This window comes from Lacrimispora algidixylanolytica, assembly GCF_003609635.1.
GTDB classification, from domain to species: domain Bacteria; phylum Bacillota; class Clostridia; order Lachnospirales; family Lachnospiraceae; genus Lacrimispora; species Lacrimispora algidixylanolytica.
Genome location: NZ_MCIA01000035.1, coordinates 126,806 through 149,708, shown reverse-complemented (window position 1 = coordinate 149,708; position 22,903 = coordinate 126,806). Strand labels below are relative to the sequence as shown.

The 22,903-nt window shown below is 40.9% G+C and carries 19 protein-coding genes; 3 read left to right on the top strand and 16 right to left on the bottom strand.

Annotated features, from left to right (window positions below):
- Positions 1–678, bottom strand: a complete 678-nt coding sequence (locus BET01_RS21025; protein WP_408610191.1) for a ClpP family protease — start codon at positions 676–678, stop codon at positions 1–3.
- Positions 679–1,112: 434 nt separating this feature from the next.
- Here BET01_RS21025 and BET01_RS21020 point away from each other — a divergent pair, with 434 nt between their 5' ends.
- Together BET01_RS21020 and BET01_RS21015 are read left to right on the top strand one after the other, a co-directional pair.
- Positions 1,113–2,444 (top strand): citrate synthase, encoded by a 1,332-nt coding sequence (locus BET01_RS21020; protein WP_120198831.1) that lies wholly within the window; start codon positions 1,113–1,115, stop codon positions 2,442–2,444.
- 2 nt (positions 2,445–2,446) lie between these two features.
- The gene (locus tag BET01_RS21015; protein WP_120198830.1) at positions 2,447–4,762 is read left to right on the top strand and encodes a hydratase; all 2,316 of its coding nucleotides are present in this window, start codon (positions 2,447–2,449) and stop codon (positions 4,760–4,762) included.
- A gap of 62 nt (positions 4,763–4,824) precedes the next feature.
- Here the strand turns inward: BET01_RS21015 and BET01_RS21010 are convergent, their stop codons facing one another.
- From BET01_RS21010 to BET01_RS20975, 8 genes are all read right to left on the bottom strand, one after another.
- Positions 4,825–6,417 carry a C40 family peptidase gene (locus BET01_RS21010; RefSeq protein ID WP_243117295.1) on the bottom strand — a complete coding sequence of 531 codons (1,593 nt, stop codon included), beginning with the start codon at positions 6,415–6,417 and terminating at the stop codon, positions 4,825–4,827.
- 250 nt (positions 6,418–6,667) lie between these two features.
- Positions 6,668–7,465: an ABC transporter ATP-binding protein gene (locus BET01_RS21005; protein ID WP_120198829.1), complete on the bottom strand. Its 798-nt coding sequence runs from the start codon at positions 7,463–7,465 to the stop codon at positions 6,668–6,670.
- A gap of 2 nt (positions 7,466–7,467) precedes the next feature.
- The gene (locus BET01_RS21000) at positions 7,468–8,382 is read right to left on the bottom strand and encodes an ABC transporter permease (protein ID WP_120198828.1); all 915 of its coding nucleotides are present in this window, start codon (positions 8,380–8,382) and stop codon (positions 7,468–7,470) included.
- 148 nt (positions 8,383–8,530) lie between these two features.
- Positions 8,531–9,565 (bottom strand): ABC transporter substrate-binding protein, encoded by a 1,035-nt coding sequence (locus BET01_RS20995; RefSeq protein ID WP_120198827.1) that lies wholly within the window; start codon positions 9,563–9,565, stop codon positions 8,531–8,533.
- A 213-nt stretch (positions 9,566–9,778) separates the two neighbouring features.
- Positions 9,779–10,642 (bottom strand): YitT family protein, encoded by an 864-nt coding sequence (locus BET01_RS20990; RefSeq protein ID WP_120198915.1) that lies wholly within the window; start codon positions 10,640–10,642, stop codon positions 9,779–9,781.
- A gap of 148 nt (positions 10,643–10,790) precedes the next feature.
- Positions 10,791–12,308: a UDP-glucose--hexose-1-phosphate uridylyltransferase gene (gene galT, locus BET01_RS20985; RefSeq protein ID WP_120198826.1), complete on the bottom strand. Its 1,518-nt coding sequence runs from the start codon at positions 12,306–12,308 to the stop codon at positions 10,791–10,793.
- An 85-nt stretch (positions 12,309–12,393) separates the two neighbouring features.
- Positions 12,394–12,909 (bottom strand): Gx transporter family protein, encoded by a 516-nt coding sequence (locus BET01_RS20980; RefSeq protein ID WP_120198825.1) that lies wholly within the window; start codon positions 12,907–12,909, stop codon positions 12,394–12,396.
- 95 nt (positions 12,910–13,004) lie between these two features.
- Positions 13,005–14,561: an FMN-binding protein gene (locus BET01_RS20975; RefSeq protein WP_120198824.1), complete on the bottom strand. Its 1,557-nt coding sequence runs from the start codon at positions 14,559–14,561 to the stop codon at positions 13,005–13,007.
- A 174-nt stretch (positions 14,562–14,735) separates the two neighbouring features.
- On the opposite strand from BET01_RS20975, the gene BET01_RS20970 reads away from it, so the two are divergent.
- The gene (locus BET01_RS20970) at positions 14,736–15,086 is read left to right on the top strand and encodes a NusG domain II-containing protein (protein WP_120198823.1); all 351 of its coding nucleotides are present in this window, start codon (positions 14,736–14,738) and stop codon (positions 15,084–15,086) included.
- Positions 15,087–15,090: 4 nt separating this feature from the next.
- Here the strand turns inward: BET01_RS20970 and BET01_RS20965 are convergent, their stop codons facing one another.
- From BET01_RS20965 to BET01_RS20935, 7 genes are all read right to left on the bottom strand, one after another.
- Entirely contained in the window at positions 15,091–15,978 is an 888-nt protein-coding gene (locus tag BET01_RS20965; RefSeq protein WP_120198822.1) for a DegV family protein, read from the bottom strand.
- Between the two features lie 36 nt (positions 15,979–16,014).
- Positions 16,015–17,415, bottom strand: coding sequence for a sensor histidine kinase (locus BET01_RS20960; RefSeq protein WP_120198821.1), 1,401 nt, complete (start codon positions 17,413–17,415; stop codon positions 16,015–16,017).
- Between the two features lie 20 nt (positions 17,416–17,435).
- A complete protein-coding gene (locus BET01_RS20955) occupies positions 17,436–18,125 on the bottom strand; it encodes a response regulator transcription factor (protein ID WP_120198820.1) in 690 nt (229 codons plus the stop codon).
- 17 nt (positions 18,126–18,142) lie between these two features.
- Positions 18,143–19,804 carry a Na/Pi cotransporter family protein gene (locus BET01_RS20950; protein ID WP_120198819.1) on the bottom strand — a complete coding sequence of 554 codons (1,662 nt, stop codon included), beginning with the start codon at positions 19,802–19,804 and terminating at the stop codon, positions 18,143–18,145.
- A gap of 97 nt (positions 19,805–19,901) precedes the next feature.
- Positions 19,902–20,894, bottom strand: a complete 993-nt coding sequence (locus BET01_RS20945) for a dipeptidase (protein WP_120198818.1) — start codon at positions 20,892–20,894, stop codon at positions 19,902–19,904.
- Between the two features lie 128 nt (positions 20,895–21,022).
- Positions 21,023–22,201, bottom strand: coding sequence for an ABC transporter permease (locus BET01_RS20940; RefSeq protein WP_120198914.1), 1,179 nt, complete (start codon positions 22,199–22,201; stop codon positions 21,023–21,025).
- Positions 22,185–22,892, bottom strand: a complete 708-nt coding sequence (locus BET01_RS20935; protein WP_120198817.1) for an ABC transporter ATP-binding protein — start codon at positions 22,890–22,892, stop codon at positions 22,185–22,187. The genes BET01_RS20940 and BET01_RS20935 overlap by 17 nt, the downstream gene beginning before the upstream one ends.
- Positions 22,893–22,903 lie beyond the last annotated feature (11 nt).

The following is a 22,903-nucleotide window of genomic DNA, read 5'->3' as shown; positions in this document are numbered from 1 at the left end:
TTAACGGGAAGCAGTTTCGATCAACTCGTATAATTTTTTTAGGGCATCTTTGATTCCGCCGACCTCATCGATAAGCCCTTCTTTTACAGTTTCTTCTCCAACCAGAACAGTTCCTAAATCTCTGGTTAGCATCTCTGTGTTTAACATAAGCCGTTTTACCTGATCATAAGCAATCTTTGCATGACCAGATACAAAGCTTAGGATGCGATCTTGGATCATCTCAAAGTATTCATACGTTTGAGCAGCACCAATCACCATTCCAGTCATTCGAACCGGATGTACCATCATAGTTCCCGTTGGAACAATAAAGGAATAAGTAGTGCTGACTGCCAATGGAACACCGATAGAATGACTTCCTCCAAGAACTAGAGAAACAGTAGGGATACTTAGAGAAGCAATCATCTCTGCAATGGCAAGACCTGCATCCACATCCCCACCTGAGGTATTAAGAAGAACTAGAAGACCTTCCACAGAATCATCGTCCTCTATCTCAGCAAGTTTTGGCAGCACATGATCATACTTCGTCGCTTTGCTGTTGCCGGAAAGGTTTTCATGACCCTCTATTTCACCAATGATGGAGAGCAGATGGATTTTCCTCTTATTTGCGTTGTCATCGAGAGTCATCTGACCATACTCTTCCAGCTTTTGATCCTCTTTTTGCTCTATATCTTTTTCTATCTTTTTCTCATCAAGGGTTTCCTTGCCTGCTTGATCCTTAGTATTGTTATCGTTTTGATTCTCTCGCTGTGCCTGATCGTTCACATTGTTTCTTTCCTGATTTTCTCCCACCTTAAGAAACCTCCTGTTTGCTCTAATTTTAATCGTTTTCTTATAATGTGGAGAAAGCGCAAAAAATATGCTTAAATCTGAAAAACCAGGGTAATCCTGTCAAATTACCAGCCTCACGTTTTTAGCTTTCACAATATTTAGGTTGTGATTTCAACAAGTTATTGACTTTGATACTTTTACATGTTAAACTATCAAACAATAAAAAGCCAGTTACATTTCATTGCCAATGAGGGCAGCGCAGGAGTTATCTTTATGCGCTGTTTTTCTATAAAGGGATACCCTTTGGGAATGGAGCCGATTCTGAAAAAAGGAGAGAATGTCCCATGAACAACTTATTCATCGCACAAACTTTTGGAAGATCTTCCAACTACACAGATATCCAGGGCAATTTGTTCAAAATACACGATGTCAAAAAAGGGCTTAGAAATGAAGATGGAACCGGTGTTATTGTAGGACTTACCCGGGTTTCTGATGTTGTAGGCTATGATTATGAAGATGGAAAAAAGATCAATATCCCAGGCAAACTATATTATAGAGGAATTGAGATCAGTGATTTGGTAAACGGAAAAGAAAATGACCGTTACGGTTATGAAGAAACTGCTTTTCTCCTGCTCTTTGGCTATCTCCCTTCTGATAAGGAATTAAAGGAATTTACCACTGTTATTCAGAAGCATTATCCACTTCCCAATGAATTCTTTGAAAGAAATATGCTTCGCAGTCCTTCCTTTAACTTAATGAACAGCTTACAAAAAAGCATTCTGGCTCTTTATGATTACGATAATGATTCAGATAATACGGATCCATATCAAATCCTTTTAAAAGGAATTAATATTCTTGCAAAGCTTCCAACCCTTGCAGTGTATGCTTATCAAAGTAAAATTCATCATTATGACCGGGAAAGTTTGGTGATCCATTATCCACGTCCTGAGTATTCCATGGCAGAGAACATTCTTCACTTGCTTCGTCCGGGCGGATCTTTTACCCAACAGGAAGCAAATCTTTTGGATGTGATGCTCATGATTCATGCTGATCACGGCGGCGGTAACAATTCTACCTTTACTAATGTAGTGATTTCTTCTACTGGAACCGATATTTATTCGGCCATTTCAGGGTCCATCGGCTCCTTAAAGGGACCAAAACATGGAGGTGCCAATATAAGGTGCAGTGAAATGATAGCGGCCATTGAACATGAAATTGGATTAGATGCCACGGAAGATAAGATGAGAAACGTAATCGAAAGAATTCTATCTAAGAATTTTTATGATAATTCAGGTCTCGTATATGGTCTTGGTCATGCGGTTTATACGATATCTGATCCAAGAGCAGATCTTTTAAAGAACTGCTGTGAAAAACTTGCAAAAGAGAAAAAACGGCTGGAGGAATATGAATTCCTGGCTAAGTTTGAATCCGTTGCGAAAGCCTATATGGCTGAAAAAGGAAAACCTTTGTCTAATAACGTGGACTTTTACAGTGGCTTTGCTTATAACATGCTGCGGATCCCAGAAGACATGTACACTCCATTATTTGTATGTGCTCGCATGGCAGGCTGGCTGGCCCACAATATTGAAAACAAGATGTATGACGGAAGAATTATGCGCCCTGCAACAAAATACGTGGGTGAAACAAATCCCTACATAAAAAGAGAGGAACGATAGTTATGGTAAAATTATATGACGGCGGAGCTTACCTTGTAAATGGAACTGAACTCATTCCAGGGGAAGAAGGCTTAAAAGTCACCGCTCTGACTGGAAAAACGATAAGCAAAGAAGAGGCAAAAAAAGGCACCATTGCCTACTCAATTTTAGAGGCTCATAATACCTCGGGAAATATGAATCATCTGAAGTTGCGTTTTGACTCAATGGCCTCTCACGACATTACTTTTGTGGGAATCGTTCAGACAGCTCGAGCTTCCGGACTTAAGGAGTTTCCGATTCCTTACGTTTTAACGAACTGCCATAACTCCTTATGTGCTGTTGGCGGTACGATTAATGAAGATGATCATGTGTTTGGACTTTCTGCGGCTAAAAAATATGGCGGTATTTTCGTACCTCCCCACATTGCGGTTATCCATCAGTATATGCGAGAAATGATGGCTGGATGCGGGAAAATGATTCTCGGCTCCGACAGCCACACCAGATATGGAGCTCTTGGAACCATGGCCATTGGAGAAGGCGGAGGAGAGCTTGTAAAACAGCTTCTTAGTGACACTTACGATGTTACATATCCAGGTGTCGTTGCCATATATCTGACTGGAAAACCCTCTCCCGCGGTTGGACCTCATGATGTGGCTCTTGCTATTATTGGAGAAGTGTTTAAAAACGGCTACGTTAAAAATATGATTATGGAATTTGTGGGACCTGGTGTCTCTTCCATGGATACGGATTACAGAAACGGTGTGGACGTTATGACAACGGAAACCACCTGTCTTTCTTCCATATGGAGAACAGATGAGGATACAAAGGCCTATCTGACTCTTCATGGCAGAGGGGATGATTATAAAGAATTAAATCCTGCAGATATCTCTTATTATGACGGCGTTGTTACCGTAGACTTAAGCGCAGTAAAACCTATGATCGCTCTCCCATTCCATCCAAGCAATACCTACACGATTGATGAACTGAATGCAAATCTGGCGGATATCTTACGAACGGTAGAGAAGGAAGCAGATGAGTATCTTAGTAAGTCAGACGCCAGACTCTCTCTTACGGATAAGATCATTGCTGGAAAGCTAATGGTTCAACAGGGAGTTATTGCTGGATGTGCCGGAGGTAATTACACCAATGTTATGATGGCAGCTCACATTTTGAGCGGTAAGAATTGTGGCAATGATGTATTTAATCTGTCTGTTTATCCTTCCTCTCAGCCAGTTTATATGGATCTTGTGAAAAAGGGTGCTGTCACAGAGTTAATGGCTGCAGGTGCTACCATGCGGACTGCGTTCTGTGGTCCCTGCTTTGGTGCCGGAGATACTCCTTCCAACAATGCTCTCAGCATTCGTCACACAACAAGAAACTTCCCGAACCGAGAAGGTTCTAAGCCTGGAAATGGTCAGATTTCTTGCGTTGCACTTATGGATGCAAGGTCTATCGCTGCAACGGCAGCAAACGGCGGATATCTTTCTTCCGCAGAAGATTTTGTGGACGGCTATAAAGTTCCTGCTTATGAATTTGATGCATCCTCTTATGAGAAACGAGTGTATCAGGGCTACGAAGAAGCACATACAGATGCAGAACTGGTAAACGGTCCTAATATCAAAGATTGGCCTGCTATGAGCTCACTGACAGATAACATTATTCTTAAAGTATGTTCAAAAATCATGGATCCGGTTACTACGACCGATGAACTGATTCCGTCTGGAGAAACCTCATCTTATCGTTCCAACCCTCTTGGTCTTGCGGAATATACCTTGTCACGCAGGGATCCAGAATATGTGGGAAGATCGAAACAAGTGAATGAAGTGGAAAAAACCCGCAAAAATGGAGAATGCCCATTTAAGGCCGACGGTGAATTAGAGAAAGCATTCCATGCTCTTCGCCTCCACTTAGACCAGCCAGAGCTAAAAGCTTCTGAAACAGAGATTGGAAGTGTTCTCTATGCTGTAAAGCCAGGAGACGGTTCCGCAAGAGAACAAGCTGCAAGTTGTCAAAGAGTCCTTGGTGGGTTGGCCAATATAGCCAACGAATACGCAACGAAGCGATACCGCTCCAATGTGATGAACTGGGGAATGCTTCCCTTCTTACTTGATGAAGAACCCTCCTTTGATATCGGTGATTTCATCTATGTACCAGATATCAGGGCGGCTCTTGACGGAGATATGGAACAGATCAAAGCCTATGTGATCCACAATGAAGAAGGAAATGCGATTGAAGAGATCAATCTGCACATTGCAGATATGACACCGGAAGAACGGGCAATCGTAAAATCAGGCTGCTTAATCAATTACAACCGTGATAGACTCGTAAATCCAACATAACTAAAAGCCCAGAAGACTGGATCGTAATCCTGCCTTCTGGGCTTTTAGTTATGTGGTAATATTTAATCGCCTAACATATTACGAATCTTCACTGGAGAACGGTAATTCCAAGAAGATATCTTAATGCCGCTTCGCCTGCTGGCTGCATGGACGATCTGACCGTTACCAATATACATGGCAACGTGATTGATGGTTCCTTTGCTGCTAGCGTAAAAAAGCAGATCTCCAGGCTTCATATCTGAAGACTTCACGGAAGTACCCATTCCACCCTGGGAACCCGAGTAATGAGGAAGACCAACGCCGAACTTTGAATATACTGACATGGTAAAGCCGGAACAGTCTGCTCCCTTTGTAAGACTCGTACCTCCCCAGACGTATGGGTTTCCTAAAAACTGCAATGCATAATTGACAATCTGAGTTCTTTTAGATGCCTGAGCATTGTTTTTTTCTTCAAGAGGTGAGAACTTAATAGCTTGAGGAAGTGAATAACGAACATCCACAAAATCGGTAGCTACGTAAGCATTGCTGTCTTCTTCCAACTCGATCTGTACCCAGCCATCGATCTGTTTTAATACCGGATACCGTTCGTTGTTAGATACCTGTGTCCAGATCTTGGAATCGGTACTTGGTTCTGATCTTGCGTTGAGCATATCCGTATTTACAATAGCCATAAGCTGAGCCACCTGCATGGCTTCATCTTTTGCCGGCTGACCAGTTATAATATAATCTGATTTTACATAGCCTGTAATGCTGCCGGATTGGATCTTATACCAACCGTCAGTGGTTGTCTCTAGAATCTCTCCTGCCGCCTTACTTGGCATCTTGGCAATGACTTTCCCTTTTTCGTTTGGTTCTTCTCTCACATTTAGAAAGTTGTCCACATTAGAGATTCCCAGATTCTTATAGTAATTAAAGACCATCGCTTTTAAATCCAGCTTTCTGGCTTCATTTAAGGAATATTCCAGAGTTACATAATCAGAAGATAAATAGCCAGAAGATATCTTCACCCATCCATCAGTCTGATCTAGGACTTCAAATCTTTCATCTGCAAGAGCCTGCCCCACGGAATCCGAACTCTTAGATGGCTCTTTTCGAATGTTCATGCTGTCTGCCTTAACAACAGCCCTTAATTTGACCAGAGTTTCCGCCTTCTTTGTAGCTTCTTCTCCTGTAATCACATATTCTGAATTGATATAACCTTCAATTCCTCCAGAAGTAATCTTATACCAGCCATCTGCTGTCTTTTCCAAAACATCACAGGCTCCGTCACCTTGCAGCTTTCCGATGACATCGCCATCGGTACCGGGATTCTTTCTGATATTTAAGTAGCCAGAAGCTTTCACAATTCCCAGGTTTTTATAGGAAGCTAACACTTTCTTACTCTCTTCTGCCTGTTTTATCGCTTCTTCGGAAGCTTTGGCTGCCCCGTCAATATTCTTTGAATCTGACTGGTTTGTGGCCTCTGAAGCCGTTGCCAAGGCTACAGGTGCTACTGAACCTCGTTTTACCGCAGCTCCGGCTGCGATGACTCCAGCAACCAATAACACTCCGGCTCCACCAATCATAAAATACTTTTTATAATCATTCTTACTGCGACTTTTTCTTGCTTTATCCAAACGGACTACATAATCTTTATTTTCGTCTTTATTATCCATTCTGTACTTTCTCTCCATTGTCATATTTTCACCGGACAACCGCTGTGGACTATGAGTATATCCGCATAAGTATAGCATATTTTGTCATGATATGCGATATTTGTCTCACAAAAAATTATTAAGATTATGTTACATTATAATACAAAATCAAAAAATATATTAATAATTTGTAAATTTATGTAAAAATAAGGATACAAAACATGGGATGGTACTTTGCCTCTTAGCAAACACCACCCCATATTATTCAAGTTTATTTCGCTAATATCATACGGTCATTAGAGAATTCTTCACCGCTGGCCTCTTCAAATTTACGAAGCAGATCCTCTACTTCCAGATGATTCTTTTCTTCCCCTGATATGTCATAAATGATCTTTCCCTCGTGCATCATGATCAGACGATTTCCAATCTGGATGGCATCCTTCATATTATGGGTGATCATCATAGTCGTAAGATTTTGTTCTCCTACAATTTCCTCCGTAATTTCAAGAACCTTTTTCGCCGTTTTGGGATCTAGTGCCGCCGTGTGTTCATCTAGAAGCAAGATCTTAGGCTTTTGCAGAGTCGCCATCAAAAGAGTAAGTGCCTGACGTTGCCCCCCAGAGAGAAGACCTACTTTATTTGTCATCCGGTTCTCAAGACCAAGGTCCAGTTTTTTTAATGCTTCCTGATAATATGATTTTTCACTTTGTCTAATCCCCCAGGCAAGCCCTCTTCCTTTTCCTCGGCGGTAAGCCAGCGCCATGTTCTCCTGAATCTCCATACCAGCGGCAGTTCCCATCATAGGATCTTGAAACACTCTGCCAATATACTGGGCTCTCTTGTATTCCGGATAACGGGAAATATTGACGCCATCAATCTCAATTCTGCCTGAATCAATGGGATATACACCTGCAATCATATTAAGTGTGGTAGATTTGCCTGCACCATTCCCTCCTATAACTGTAACAAAATCACCTTCGTTTAGTTGGAGATTGATTCCATTTAGTGCTTTCTTTTCATTGATTGTATTTTTGTTAAATGTCTTTTTTACATTCTTAATTTCCAGCATGATCATTCTCCTCCTTCTGTATAGGCTGCTTTTAAACGCCACTTACGAAGCACAACCGGAACACAAAGTGCCACGGCTACAATGGCTGCGGATAAAAGCTTCATATCATTTGCATTCATACCCATTCTAAGAACCACTGCACGGATTACAAAGTAAATAACAGAACCAACTACAGCAGAAGTCAGTTTGCTTCCAAAGGAACGCAGTTTTCCCATCAATACCTCACCGATTACAATTGCTGCGAGACCGATAACAATCGCACCGGTTCCCATTCCAATATCAGCATATTTCTGACTCTGGCAAACCAGACCTCCAGAAATGCCTACTAGACCGTTGCTTATGGTAAGGGCAAGCAACTTCGTCCAGTTGGTGTTAACTCCTAGGGCACGGACCATAGCTTCATTGTTACCCGTAGCACGCATAGCACTTCCGATTTCCGTACCAAAAAAGCAGTAAAGAAGCACAATCATAATGACTGCAATACCTACTCCGATAATCAAAGACGCTGCCTGTTTATTAGCCCCAGTAAAATCAATGAACTTAGAGACAATGGTATCCGTCTTTAATAAAGGAATATTACTCTTTCCGCTCATAATCCTTAAGTTGATGGACCAAAGACCTATCTGAGTGAGAATACCTGCTAATATAGCTGGAATTTCAAAAACAGTATGTAACAATCCGGTGATTGCACCAGCTACCATTCCTGCCATTCCTGCCAAAAGCAAAGCTACCCATGGATCCATCTTAAATACCAACACCATGATGGCACATACACAGCCACCTAAAGCAAAGCTTCCATCCACAGTTAAATCTGCAATGTCCAAAAGTTTATAGGTGATGTAAACACCAAGCACCATAATCCCCCATAAAACGCCTTGTACTACTGCATCCTGAAGGGATATCATTAAACCGTTCATCTATTTAATCCTCCGCATATTTTCTTTTACAGGCATAAATGCCTTACATAAAAAATGGGGTCCTCATCTTTTATGTAAAGCATCTATGAGAGGGATAAGCGGACTTAATGTTACCAGTCCGCTTTCATCTCATCAAATCTTGTTTTTGTTATTTTATATTGGATACATCGATTCCAAGAGTTTTTGCTGTCTCTTCATTTATGAAGAGTTTGCATTTGTCTACTGGAAGATACTCGATTGACATTTTAGAAATGTCTCCACCGTCTTTTAAGATTTTAACTGCCTGCTGGCCAGTTAAATACCCAAGTTCAAAATAATCGATGCCGTAGGTAGCAAGACCTCCAGCCTTTACCATTCCTTCTTCTCCACAAATGGTAGGAAGTCCGTTTTCATTGGCAACCATAGCAACTGTGGTCATTCCTGCAGCAATGGTATTATCGGTAGGTGCATAAATGGCGTCTACCTTTCCAACCATGGAAGTAACGACTGTCTGGATCTCATTGGAACTGGATACGGTGTAATCCACGGCTTTCATACCAGCCGCTTCAATCGCTTCTTTTGCCATCTTTGCCTGAATCTCAGAATTGGATTCTGAAGATGCATAAAGAATTCCTACGGTCTTAGCATCTGGAAGAATCTTTTTTAACAGAGCGATCTGCTCTTTGACTGGAGTCAAATCAGAGGTACCGCTAACGTTTCCACCTGGAGCTTCGTTGCTTGCTACTAAATCAGAGGCGGCTGGATCGGTAACTGCGGTCACCAGAACTGGAATATCTGTGGTCGCCCCGGCTACCGCCTGTGCTGCTGGCGTTGCGATAGAAAGAATCAAATCGCTTCCGTCATTCACCAGCTTGCTGGCAATGGTCTGGCAGGTTGACTGATCTCCGGCTGCGTTTTGCTGATCTACCACATAATTTAGTCCAGCATCATCCAGTGCCTTTATAAAACCTTTGTTAGAAGCATCTAATGCAGTATGCTGTACGAGCTGCAATACACCAATCTTAAACTGTTTCCCATCGGCTGTTTTTTCACCTGTTGTTGTAGCTCCCTCTGTCTTCTCACCGGCTGTTGTTGCCGCTGCAGATGAGCTTTTACTTTCCTCCGCTTTTCCACCACAGGCAGATAGGGACATCATCATTGCACCGGTAAGAATCAGTGACAATACTCTCTTTGTTTTTTTCATAAACTTCTCTCCTCACCTTATAAAATCTCGTCCTGTTTTGAACTTATTTCGTATCATACTACAAAAAATACCTGCCGTCAATTTTATTACATTAATTTTATGTAAATTTAAAGCGTTAAAGTGCATTTTTGTAAAAAGTGCACTATAAGATATCCTAAGACTAAGGTTCATTCCACAAAAAAACCGGAGCAAAAATCTGCTCCGATTGAATGATTAACTGGCTAAAAATCCCTTTCCAATAATCTCACTAGAATTGGAAATCAAAATAAATGCTGACGGTTCCACCGTTCGTATGTAATTTCTAAGCTTTACCGCCTGAGAGCGTTTCATGGTTGTTAAAATAACGGTCTTCTTATGGTGCGTGAATGCTCCTTGTGCTTCATAAACCGTAGCACTCCGATTAAGTCCATGTATAATATAATCACAAATTGGTGCCGGATCATCGCAGATGATGCTAAAGCATTTGCATAAATTAATATTTTCCATTACATCATCAATAATCAGAGACTTTGCAATAAGACCCAAGGAAGAAAACAAACCGGTCTGTGGTCCAAATACGAAATAAGATAAAATAACGCCACCAACATCTACAAGCAAAAGAGCGGTACCAATATTATAGCTGGTATGGCGCTTTAATATCATGGCTATGATGTCAGTTCCCCCACTGGAAGCTCCCATATTAAACAAAAGTGCAGATCCCACTCCAGGCAGCAAGATGGCAAAAATAAGTTCTAAAAGAGGTTCTGTGGTAAGAGGCCCTTTCATTGGGCAGATACGCTCCAGAACATACAAGGATACGGACAAAAGAATAGTGGCATACACTGTCTTAATCCCAAATCCACGTCCTAAAAACAGAAATCCTAAAACCAGCAAAATGGCATTCACAATGTTGGTGAACTGACTGGCCGACCAGTGGGTCAACGCGCTGATAACAGTAGCAAAACCAGTAACCCCTCCAAAAGCAAAGTTGTTGGGGAACTTAAAGAAATAAACTCCAGCTACCATTACCCAGATACTAAACGTAATCACTCCATAATCCGCAAGTGTTCTCAGCATTTTATTTTCTATCTGCTTCATGACCGTTTCCATGTCTCCCTCCGGTTTGTTCCATCCGGTTCTGTATGATTTTAGAGTGAGTCAGGCTATATCTCTGACTCCCAATAGAATATAACTCAAAGGGTTCATAATTACAAACATCAATCTATCTGATAGTCTCACAATCTTTCTATTGTGAAACAGGCAAGAATCCAACACTTGTCAAAAATCGGTTAAAACCTTCTCGTCCTTCTTCATTGCATTTATATACACCGGAATCTTCCAAAACCCGCTCAAAAACCAGTCCAACTTCTTTTTTCAATATCTCTTCCATATTCTCAGCCGTTACTGATTCATAGTTTGGAAGAAACTCTTGTACCCATGGAGCATGCTTTTCTATGATCTCGTTGGAGGCAATATCTTTTCCAGATAAAATATATTCAGCAAGCAAATTCAGCTCTTCTTTTAATCTGGACGGAAGCACCGCAAGACCCATAACTTCAATCAGACCTATGTTCTCTTTCTTTATATGATGAAGCTCCTGATGGGGATGGTAAACACCAAGAGGACATTCCTCTGTGGTTATATTATTCCTTAGTACAAGGTCTAATTCATAGAAGCCTTCTCTCATTCTTGCGATAGGTGTTATGGTGTTATGAGGCTGTCCACTTGTTTCTGCAAAGATAAAAGCCTCTTCATCGGAATAATTTCTCCATGCATCAAGCACTTTTGTTCCCAGGGAAATCAAAGCCTCAGGGTTCTCACTTCTGGTTCTTAACACTGCCATAGGCCACCTTACAATGCCAGCCTGTACGCCTTCATAGCCCTCAATCTCGTAGCATGCTTCCATCTTAGCCTTAGCCATGGCAAAATCATAATTCCCTCCCTGAAAATGGTCATGAGAAAGGATGGAGCCGCCTACAATTGGAAGATCTGCATTGGAACCAAGGAAATAGTGAGGGAATTGCTTCACAAAATCAAACAGCTTTACAAAGGTGTCCCTCTCTATCTTCATTGGAATGTGCTGACCATTAAAAACAATGCAGTGCTCATTATAATAAACGTAAGGAGAATATTGGAATCCCCACTGGCTGTGATTCATATTAAGGCGGATAATGCGATGATTATTCCTTGCAGGGTGATTGGCTCTCCCAGCATAACCTTCATTCTCCATACACAGTAGACACTTGGGATAACCACTTTGGGTCGCAAGTTTTGCTGCCGCAATTGCCTTAGGATCTTTTTCTGGTTTTGACAAGTTAACCGTAATATCAAGATCACCGTACTTGGTGGGTGTAACCCATCTCATATCCTTTTTGATTCGGTAACCTCTAATATAATCTGAATCTTGCGCCAGTTTATAATAATATCCGGTAGCAGCAAGTGGAGATTGTGTCTGATACAATTCCCAGAACTTTTTTTCGACTTCACTGGGTCTTGGCATCAAGCAGTTCATTAACTTGGTGTCAAACAAATCCCGGTATGTAACGCTATCTTCTTCTAAAAGTCCTTGTTCACAGGCATAATCAAGCAATTCTTTTAAAACGGCTTCCAAATCGATATCGATAAGCTCTTCATCCAGTTCCTCATATTCGCATAGGTTTAATATATCAAGAATCTGATTTACCGCATAATAATGGTCTGCTTCCTCTATCAGGCCTGTATTCCGTCCATACTGTATCAGTTTTTTAATTGCCATGTTAATCATCCTGCTTGCTCCTCCTGGTCTCTTTTGCCTTATTACATCATTATATCGCCATGCCCGGCTTAAAACAATAGAATATATTTTGCATTTACTGCAATTTTCTTAGGTAATGGCGGATCCTCTCTATCATCATATTCCCCAATATGCCTATCAAGAGTCCTGCCAATGTACCTGCGACCAAAAGCATGGGAAGATAAAAAAATACACCAGCCTGTCTTACAACAAAAGCGGCTACACAAATCTGGCCAATATTATGTGCAACACCTCCCATAATACTAACTCCCACTGTTCCAAACAACCGGTACTTTTTACAGATAAACATAACCAGAAGACTTAGTATCAGACCGCCTAGACTATAAAATACTGCAAATAAATTACTGAAAGTAAATCCTACCAGCAAAATCCTTATAAAAGAGATAATCACCGTTCCCTTAATGCCAATGGTATAAAGACCTATCATTGTTACCAGATTTGCAAGTCCTAACTTCACTCCTGGTATTCCCAGCGAAATGGGGATCAGAGTCTCTATGTAGCTAAGAACAAAAGCAAGTGCAATCAGCATTCCGTAAAGAGATGCTCTTTGCGCCGATCCTTTTCCATTCATAATCAATGCTCCTTTTATTCCATTCAATCACATGTAAAAACCCGGAGATAGGTCTTATGGTACAAAGCCTTTCTCCGGGATAATTTCTTAAATTCTTATTTAGATGCCTGAGTCAGACAATCCTTTACGCCATTTACAAATCCAGATAGATTAATACTAACTGATGCAACCGTATCTGTATACCCACTTGCATTGATAAGACCTTCCATAGACTGATGTTCCATTACGTAACCAACTACAGCCGTGGCCTGTTCATGCCATTTGGGGCCATTGTCCGTCATCTTATAGTTGCCATCCATGGACAATTTGCTCTTTTTAGAACCATCTTTTGATACACCGTCCCAGGTAAGGTTTGTAATTGTATTATCCTTAATTATCATATTCACCTGATCTTTAAAACCATTTTTATCAAATTCGGGGGCTTCATAAGCGTAGGTGCCATCTTTTAAAGAAGCCTTATTCTCTGGCACTTCTCCTGATGCCTGACTTAGGCAGTCCTTTACACCGTTTACGAATCCAAATAGGTTAATACTTACGGAAGCTACCGTATCTGTGTAGCCCTCTGCATTCATAAGACCATTGATAGACTGATGTCCCAGCACATAATCAGTCACATCCTTAGCCTGTTCATGCCAATCTGGACCATCTTCTGTCATCTTATACTTGCCATCCATAGACAGACGGCTCTTTTTCGTTCCATCTTCCTTGATGCAGTCCCAGGTAAGTTTCGTAATGGTATTGTCTGTAACCGTCATATTCACCTGATCTTTAAATCCATTCTCATCAAACGCAGGTGCTTCATAAGAATAGGACCCATTTTTTAAGGAAGATTTCGCATTAGGAGCTTCTCCTGTTGCCTGACTTAAACAATCTTTTACTCCATTCACAAATCCATGTAGATTAATGCTTACAGAAGCTACGGTGTCCGTGTAGCCATCTGCTTTCATAAGACCATCCATAGATTGATGACTCATTACATAATCAATAACAGCTTTGGCCTGTTCATGCCACTTAGGTCCGTTATCTGTCATCTTATAATTTCCATCCATTGAAAGTTTACTCTTTTTCGTTCCGTCTTTTGCAATACAGTCCCAGGTGAGACTTGTAATAGTACTATCTTTAATGGTCATATTAACCTGGTCTTTAAAGCCGTTCTCATCAAACTCAGGAGCTTCATAAGAATAGGTTCCGTCTTTCCACTTGGTATCTGTCTGACCTTTCGTCTCTTCCTGATAAGGTTGACTTGTTTCAACGGTTCCTCCTTTTGCCTGAATAAGCGCCTGATCCACCGCTTTCTTTATGGCATTGCTACTAAGGGTTGCTCCTGATACAGCGTCTACCTCAGTAGATTGTTTGGAAAGAATCGTATCTGTCAATCCAGGAAGGACCATATTTAAAAGTGTTTCCTTCTCGCCCTTTACCGCTATAGAATTCATCTTTTTTCCTGATACCGCTACCTCAACCGTAACGTCACCTCCATACCCACGAGCTGAACCCGTATAAGTACCTGGAGTGTATAGATTGGTTCCTGACACACTGTCTACCGCCTTAAAAAGAGGTTCTGACCCAAAAACAGTGGCACCGGCCAGCAGAATCATAACTCCCAGACCGATAAATCCATTCCTTTTTGCACTAGCACTCTTTTTTCTCATAATTTCCTCCTGCCTGATAAGGTTTGATTATATTTTAACATAGTATATAAGCCTTAATCAATTGGTTTATTGATTATTTATCTTTGTAAAGAGCTGAAATTATGTGTTATAATAAAAATGTGTGTGTTTCAGTATTAGAAAATATTATAACATTCTATTGTAAAGGAATATAAAATGAACTTAAAAAAATATAAAAAAGAAATTATTCTCATTGCCGGAATACTCACCGTATCCTGCGGACTTCTCCTTTTTAATCAGTTTCTTTTTTCAAAGCCAGCCGGAAAAGTGGAAATATCCGTAGATGGTAATGTAATCCAGACACTTAATTTAAATGAAGATAGTGATATTTTAATTAACGCATACAATGGGGGTACCAATCGTATCGTCGTAAAAGACAAAAAAGTAAGTGTATCGGAAGCATCTTGCCCAGATAAGGTATGCGTCCATCAAGGCTGGATCCAACATAATGGAGAAAATGTTGTTTGCTTACCCAATCATATGATTGCCCGGATCATTGGAGAATAGTCTTTTATTCTTCTCTTTTATCCCCAAAGTAAAACAGGGCCACCGTACCAGGGCCAGTATGAGAGCCAATTACGGTTCCTACATTGTTAATCACTACGTGACCACAAAGATTGGGGAAACGTTCTTCAATAAGTGACGCCACTTCTTTTGCATCTTTCTCACATGCGGAATGGGACATAAAACACTTACCGCTGTAATTTCTACCGTCTATCGCATGCTGTTCCATCACTTTTACTATTTCCTGTATTGCCTTTTTCTTTGTGCGAATTTTCTGAACAGGAATCAGGCAACCCTTATCATTAATATTCATAAGAGGGCAAATATTAAGTACCGTTCCTATCATGGCGGAGGTTGCGGAAATTCTTCCGCCTCGCTTAAAGCTTGTAAGATCTGTGGAGAAAAACCAGTGATGAATATTCAGCTTGTTATCTTCCACCCACTGAACAGCATCCATGATGGCCATATCCTTATCTCGCAGATCTGCAACCGCATCCACCAAAAGACCATATCCAGAAGAAGCCCCAAGGGAATCTACAATGACAATGGTCCTATCTGGATACTTTACTTTCATCTCTTCTCGTGCCACACAGGCGGAGTTATGAGTTCCTGAGATACCGGAAGAAAGGGTAAGATGAAGAATATCTTTTCCCTCCTTTAAAAATGGTTCAAAAAAACTACAGTATTCATCAACATTGACCTGAGAGGTCACGGGAGTAGAGCCTTTTGTTATCCGGTCATAAAATACTTCAAATGAAATACTTTTCCCCAAATCATCGGGATACGTATTCCCGTCTATCGTATAATGAAAGCAGACATAAGGGATCTGACGCTTTTGAAAGTATTCCCTGCTCATATCTGCAGTAGAGCAACAGGTTAAAATAAAATTTCCCACAAATAAGACCTCCTGGCATTCTTTGTTTCAATTTTATCATACTTTTCCTTTAATTGGAATATTTACCGTAAATTCTGTTTCCTTGTCTAGTTCAGACCTTACACTAATGGTTCCGTGATAGAAATTAACAATATGTTTTACAATAGAAAGACCCAGGCCAGTTCCACCTTGCTTTTTACTTCGTCCTTTGTCTACCCGGTAAAAACGTTCGAAAATACGACTCAGAGATTCTTTGGGAATTCCAACCCCATTATCCTTTACCTGTACAATTAAATTCCGATCTTCTTCTCTTACTTTTACCCAGACCTCTCCCCCCGGCTTATTATATTTCACCGCATTGGAAATTAAATTACCAAAAAGCTCTTTCATCTGCTGTGTGTTTGCATAAATGCAAACAGGCTTGCAGTCCATATGGATAAGAACTTCATGGGAGGCTGCCAAAGGCTTTATGGATTCAATGATATCATCGAGAACAATGGAAAGGCGTACATTGGTTTTTAGTACTTCCGCATCTTTTGTCTCCAGCCTGGATATCATGAGGATGTCGTTAATTAGATTATTCATATTAGCGGCCTCTTTTTTAATCCGATTAAGAAAGTCCCTCTTTTGTCCTTCTTCCTGAATGATACCGCTTTCTAATAGTTCGGCGTAACCCTGAACAGAAGTAATGGGTGTCTTTAATTCATGGGAGGCATTGCTAAAGAATTCCTGACGAATCTGCTTTTCCATATCAATCTGATTTAGATACTCTTTTACATTCTTTGACATCTTTGTGGTTGTTTCTGCAATAATATTAATCTCCGGATATTGATACGTCTCAAAGGATAGGTCCGTATAATCTCCTTTTACCTTTAGCATTTCCTGAGAGATCTCCTTTAAGGGTTTTGTAATTGATTCTGCAAAATTATCTGCGGAAAAGGCGGAATACATAATGGCAATTAAGAACGTAAGCCATACGGCTGGAAGCAGCAACATTAAATATTCTTTCATACCAGTATAAGGAATAGCCATGCGCAGGATAAAATCTGATTCCGTAGAGCGGATGGCTACATAAAGCATATTCTCCTTCAGCGTATCGGAATAACGCCTGGAATAGCCAGTGCCCTCTTCTTTTGCTTCTTTTACCTCAGTTCGCTCCGAATGATTGTCAAGGGAACTCACGGGCACATCTCCGGTATCAGCGATTACTGTTCCATCCATTTGTATAATAGTAAAACGGCCCTGTTTTTCGTTTAGAACTGTTTTCAGTTTATCTACCTCACCCATAAAATTCCCATTGTAATCAAGAACTTTATCAATGGCACTCAGAGTATAGAGCATGTCTTTTCTCGAGTTTTTTAACAGCGCACTGCTAGAAGCAATATAGAAAATGAATGTGCTTAGAAATAGCACCACCAGAATTACCTGGAGAAACTTTGCAAAAATTGCCTTTCTCATGAAACCCTCCGATATTTTGTTTACTCTTGTGTACGTATGAACCGATATCCCACTCCACGGACCGTCTTAATACAGGCACTTCCTTTTTCCCCAAGCTTCTGCCTTAATGTCCTGATATGCATATCTAGTGTCCTGGTCTCGCCATCATAATCGTATCCCCAGATGTGGTTAAGAAGTTCATCTCTAGTTACCACCTTATTATGATTTTCCATTAAGTATTGTAAAAGTTCAAATTCCTTTAAAGTCAGCTCGACTTTTGTCCCTTCACAGTATACCTCTCGGGTTTTCTTGTTTAAACTCATACAATACAACTCCAGCTCATCATCTGCTACATTAGACCTTGTACTCCTTCTTAAAAGGCTTCTAATTCTGGCTGCCAATTCCATGACGCCAAAAGGCTTTGTCATATAATCGTCTGCACCTCCATCAAGGCCTGCCACTTTATCAAATTCTCTATCCTTTGCAGTAAGCACCAAAACAGGAAGATCTTTTAATGAATCAATCTTTCGTATTTTTCGTATTGCAGATAGTCCATCCATTCCTGGAAGCATTAAGTCAAATACAGCCAGAGCTGGCTTGTCTGACTCGATCTGCTTTAAGCAGTCCTCTGCCATCTCAAAAGCAACGACCTCATACCCAAATCCTTCCAGCGCAATCTTGATTAAATCTCTGATATTATCATCATCTTCAATTACATAGATCTGTTCCATTATTATTCTCCCTTTCCTTACACTTCATCTCTGACAAAACCAGCAATATTATGGGCATGGTCTGATATACGTTCTAAATTGTTAAGAGTATCTAAGTAGATAACTCCGTTTTCCGGTTTACAAGATTGGGAAGCCAAACGTGTGATATGGCGTTCCCGAAATTCTTCTTCTAAATTGTCCACTAGTTCTTCGCTTCGGACAACGGCGCGGACCTCAGACATATCAGAAGAGGCTCTTGCCTTAATGGAATGTTCCAGAGAAGACCGAACGGAATGAAACATTTCATGAAGCTCTCTGTCCGCATCTTCGGAAAACACAATACTTCTTCTTGACTTCTCCAGTGCCAGTTCGGATAAGTTTTCACAGTGGTCACTGATTCGCTCAAAGTCACTGATCGTATAAAACAGATTTTTAACAAGGAGATGCTGTTCCTCATTCAATGACTGGTTGCTGATCTTTATTAGATAGTCTGTGAGGATTTTTTCATAATCATCAATCATTTGCTCCATTTTCTTTACCTTGATGGCATCACTTTTATTATCCTCTAATAAAACTAGTGCAGCTAGATCAAAGTTTTTTAGAGCGGCATATCCCATATTGACTACCTCATGAGTCACGCTTTCAATTGCAAAAGATGGGGTGTCCAAAATTCTACTATCCAAATGCCGTTTCATCTCATCTTTGGAATCCTTACAACATTTGCTAGCAGATGCATCTTCTCGAATCAGTATTCCCGAAGCTTTCACCAAAAATCCGGCAAACGGAAACAAGAGAATGGTGTTTATGACATTAAAAGCAGTATGAAATATAGAAATCCCAACGCTGGTAATGGGAGATACAGCAAGATCTGGGTTTAGCCAAAATAAAACTGCCATGACTGTCCCAAATAGGATGGCGCCGATTGCATTAAAGAGCAGATGAATGACTGCTGCCCGTTTGGCGGTACGGTTTGCTCCTGTGCTAGAACGCAGTGCTGCTGCACAGGAGCCGATATTTTGTCCCAGATTTATGAAAACAGCACACTGCCAACCAATCATTCCGTTTAAGGCTAAAACCTGTAGAACACCAACGGATACAGACGAACTTTGAATTAGTACCGTTACAAAAAGCCCTGCTGCCACTCCTAGGAGAGGATTCTTCCCAAGAAAAGTAAAAACACTTAAAAATGCCTCATTCGAGTGGTAGGAAGCGATAGTCTCAGACATAAAGCCAAGACCAACAAACAAAAGTCCAAATCCCACCAGAATTTCACCCACCTGCTTTGCCTTTCCATTTCTGGAAAGATAACGGATCAATGCTCCTGAAAATACTAGGATCGGAGAAAAAAACTCTGGCTTAAGCATCTCCCCCCATTCATTCATGGAAACGATCCAACTGGTGACGGTTGTCCCGATATTGGCTCCCATAATAATCCCCACCGCCTGGGACAAGTTTAAAATCCCTGCATTCACAAAGCCAACTACCATAATGGTTGTCGCATTGCTGCTTAGAATAATGGCGGTGACCCCGGTACCTAATAAAATCCCCATAACTGGGTTGTCGGTAAGGGCTCCTAATAGCTGCTGCATCTTATGACCAGCCGATTTTTGAAGCCCATCTCCCATACGATCCATGCCATATAGGAAGATACCAAGTCCCCCAAGAAATTTAATTAACATCTGTATATCTTCCATCGACATAGTATCCCCCCTAATCTTACAGCACGTCTTGTAAGTACTATATCAAATCTATGTAAAGTACCGTGCGCTGAAAGGTAAAATATTTGTAAATTTTTCTTTAGTTTAAAATTTCCTCATAAACACGTAGTACATTTTTGTAGAAAACGGCTTCAATTTCGCTATCTGTAAAGCCTTCTTTCTTCATAGCCGCCTCTAATACCGGAAGATCCTCCGGAGATTTCATCTCTAGTTCTCCCCCGATTCCGTCAAAATCCGACCCAAGGCCAATACACTGAATGCCGCCGATCTGCTTCATATGTTTTATATGAGCGACCATATGCTCCACCCGGCTGATTTCTCCTTCTCCCTTTTTCCAGTTATACAAAAATGCGGCACAGTAATTGATCCCTGTAACTCCACCTCGCTCTGAAAGTCGTTTGATCATATCGTCTGTTAGATTTCTAGGGTTTGAAGCAACTGCTCTTGCATTGGAATGGCTGGCGACAAACGGTTTATGGGTGTATTTAAACACATCTTCAATTCCTGCATCCGACAAATGAGAGACGTCTACGATCATGCCAAGTGCTTCCATCTCATTAAGAAATTCAATTCCTTTATCCGTAAGTCCATGCTCCGTATCCGGCTCAAAAAAGGCCTGGCCATTCTCCTGCCAGATGCGGTTAGGACTTGCCAGTTCATTCTTATGATTCCAAGTAAGCGTCATCATGCGAACTCCAAGGCGATAAAAACTTCTTAAAAACGCAATCTCTCCCTGGCAGACACCACCCTCTTCAATCGTAAGAAGAGCAGACATCTTTCCTTCATTTTTATTTCTTTCAATATCTTTATATCGGGTGACTACGCCGATTAAATCCTCATGTTTTGTCATTTCTGTATAGAAGAGGTCTACCAGCTTAATACAATACTCAAATGGTCGCTCATGTTTTGTTAGTTCTGTAAATAATGCAAAGTTTTGAAGATAGTAATCTCCCTTTTTCATACGTTCCAGATCAATATGGCAATCATTTTTTAGTAGGGAGTAAGCTTTTCCCTGTTCCCGCCGATAATATAACTCTGAAATTGTATCGCAATGCATGTCAATGACTTTCATGATTATTGTCTCCCCTGCATTTCATTTTTTTAAATACACATAAGGAGTAACCCGAGATGAGCTACTCCTTTTGTTACTATGCAAATATTACCATTGTTATACCGTATTTGCAAGAAAATATTCACTTGTTATTCACTGCGCAGTGCATCGATTGGATTGAGCTTTGCTGCACGGCTAGCTGGCATATATCCAAATATCAGACCTATTCCTACGGATACGCTGAATGAAATCAATACTGCTCCAGGCGTAGGCGTTGCATCCAGACCCATAAAGCTACCGATTACAGTGGTTGCAATGGAACCTACCACAATTCCGATGACTCCTCCAAGAGAACTGGTAACTGCGGCTTCGATTACAAACTGCTGCATGATATTTCGTTTCTGAGCACCTAGAGCTTTACGAATTCCGATTTCTCTGGTTCGTTCTGTAACAGATACGAGCATGATATTCATAACTCCGACTCCGGCTACTAAAAGAGAGATACCTGCGATTCCTCCAAGCATCATAGACATCATAGACATCATGGAATTTAAGGAGTCCAAAAGCTCACTCATAGCGGATACACGGAATAAATCGTCATCTTTAAAGATTCCCATCAAAAACATAGTAATTGCAGTTTTTGATTCTGTCGTATGATCCATATCAGCCGTAGCGAACACATAGTTGCTTACATTTGCATTCTTTGTTTGTCTGACAGCACTGGTGTACGGCAGATATAAGACATCATCCGTTCCTCCTGCTTCCATATTATCTTCGTCCTGCCTGGAAATCACACCTACGATCTGATAGCTGGTACCATCAATTTTTAGTGTCTGGCCAATGGCTTTATCCACTCCTCCAAATAGATCCCAGGCTACATAATAACCTGCAACACACACCTTTTGTCGCGATAAAATGTCTGAGTACTGGAGAAAACGCCCAGTATCTAATGTTTGATCCTTCATTTCTAAATATTGCTCACTGACTCCAGTTACAGTTGTATCAGTTAAGGTTTCAGTTCCGCTTTTTATGGTTGCAGATATGGAAACCTTAGGTGTCATCTGAGAAAATAGTCCCTGATTATCTTCATAAAAATCATACATTTCATCAACGGTAACGGATCTTGAGGAAAGATTTGAAACATTCACATTTATTTGATTTGTCCCCATACTGGCAAACTGCTCTGTCATATAGGTCATTTGGCCGTTTACCAGGCTGACGAGTATGATAACGGATGCCACACCTATGATAATTCCCAACATGGTCAGGAATGAACGCATTTTATTTCCCCATATGCTTTTTATCGCCATTTTAAAGGATTGCAGAATATTCATTTACGTCTCCATCAAAATTAATCTTTCCATCGTGTACCCTTACCACCCTTTTTGCTTCCATGGCTATGGCGCTGTCATGGGTGATCATAACTATTGTGTTGCCTTCTTCATTTAATTGTTTTAAAAAATTTAATACCTCCCGGCTGGTTTTAGAATCCAAGGCTCCGGTAGGCTCATCTGCCAGAATAAGAGACGGGTTACCAGCCAGCGCACGGGCTATGGATGCCCTTTGCTGCTGACCACCGGATAGCTGGTTTGGAAGATTTCTCCATTTTTCTTCCAGACCAACTCTCCTTAGTGACTCTATTGCCTTTTCTTTCCTCTTATCTGCACCAATCCCGGAGTATAGAAGAGGGAGCTCCACATTTTCCAGAAGATTTAATTTAGGAAGCAGATTGTACTGCTGAAAGATAAATCCTATCATCTTATTTCTGACCTTAGCCAGTTGATAATCTCCCATATTCCCTACATCCTCGCCTCCTAAGAAATAGGTTCCAGAGCTGGGCACATCAAGTGCGCCAATGATGTTCATGAGAGTGGATTTTCCGCTTCCCGATTTTCCTACGATAGCTACAAATTCTCCTCTGCAAATGGTTAAAGTCACTCCGTCACTTGCCCTAACTTCTTCCCCACCCAATTGATAGATTTTATAGATATCATTTAATTCAATTAAAGGTTCTGACACGTTTAAGCCTC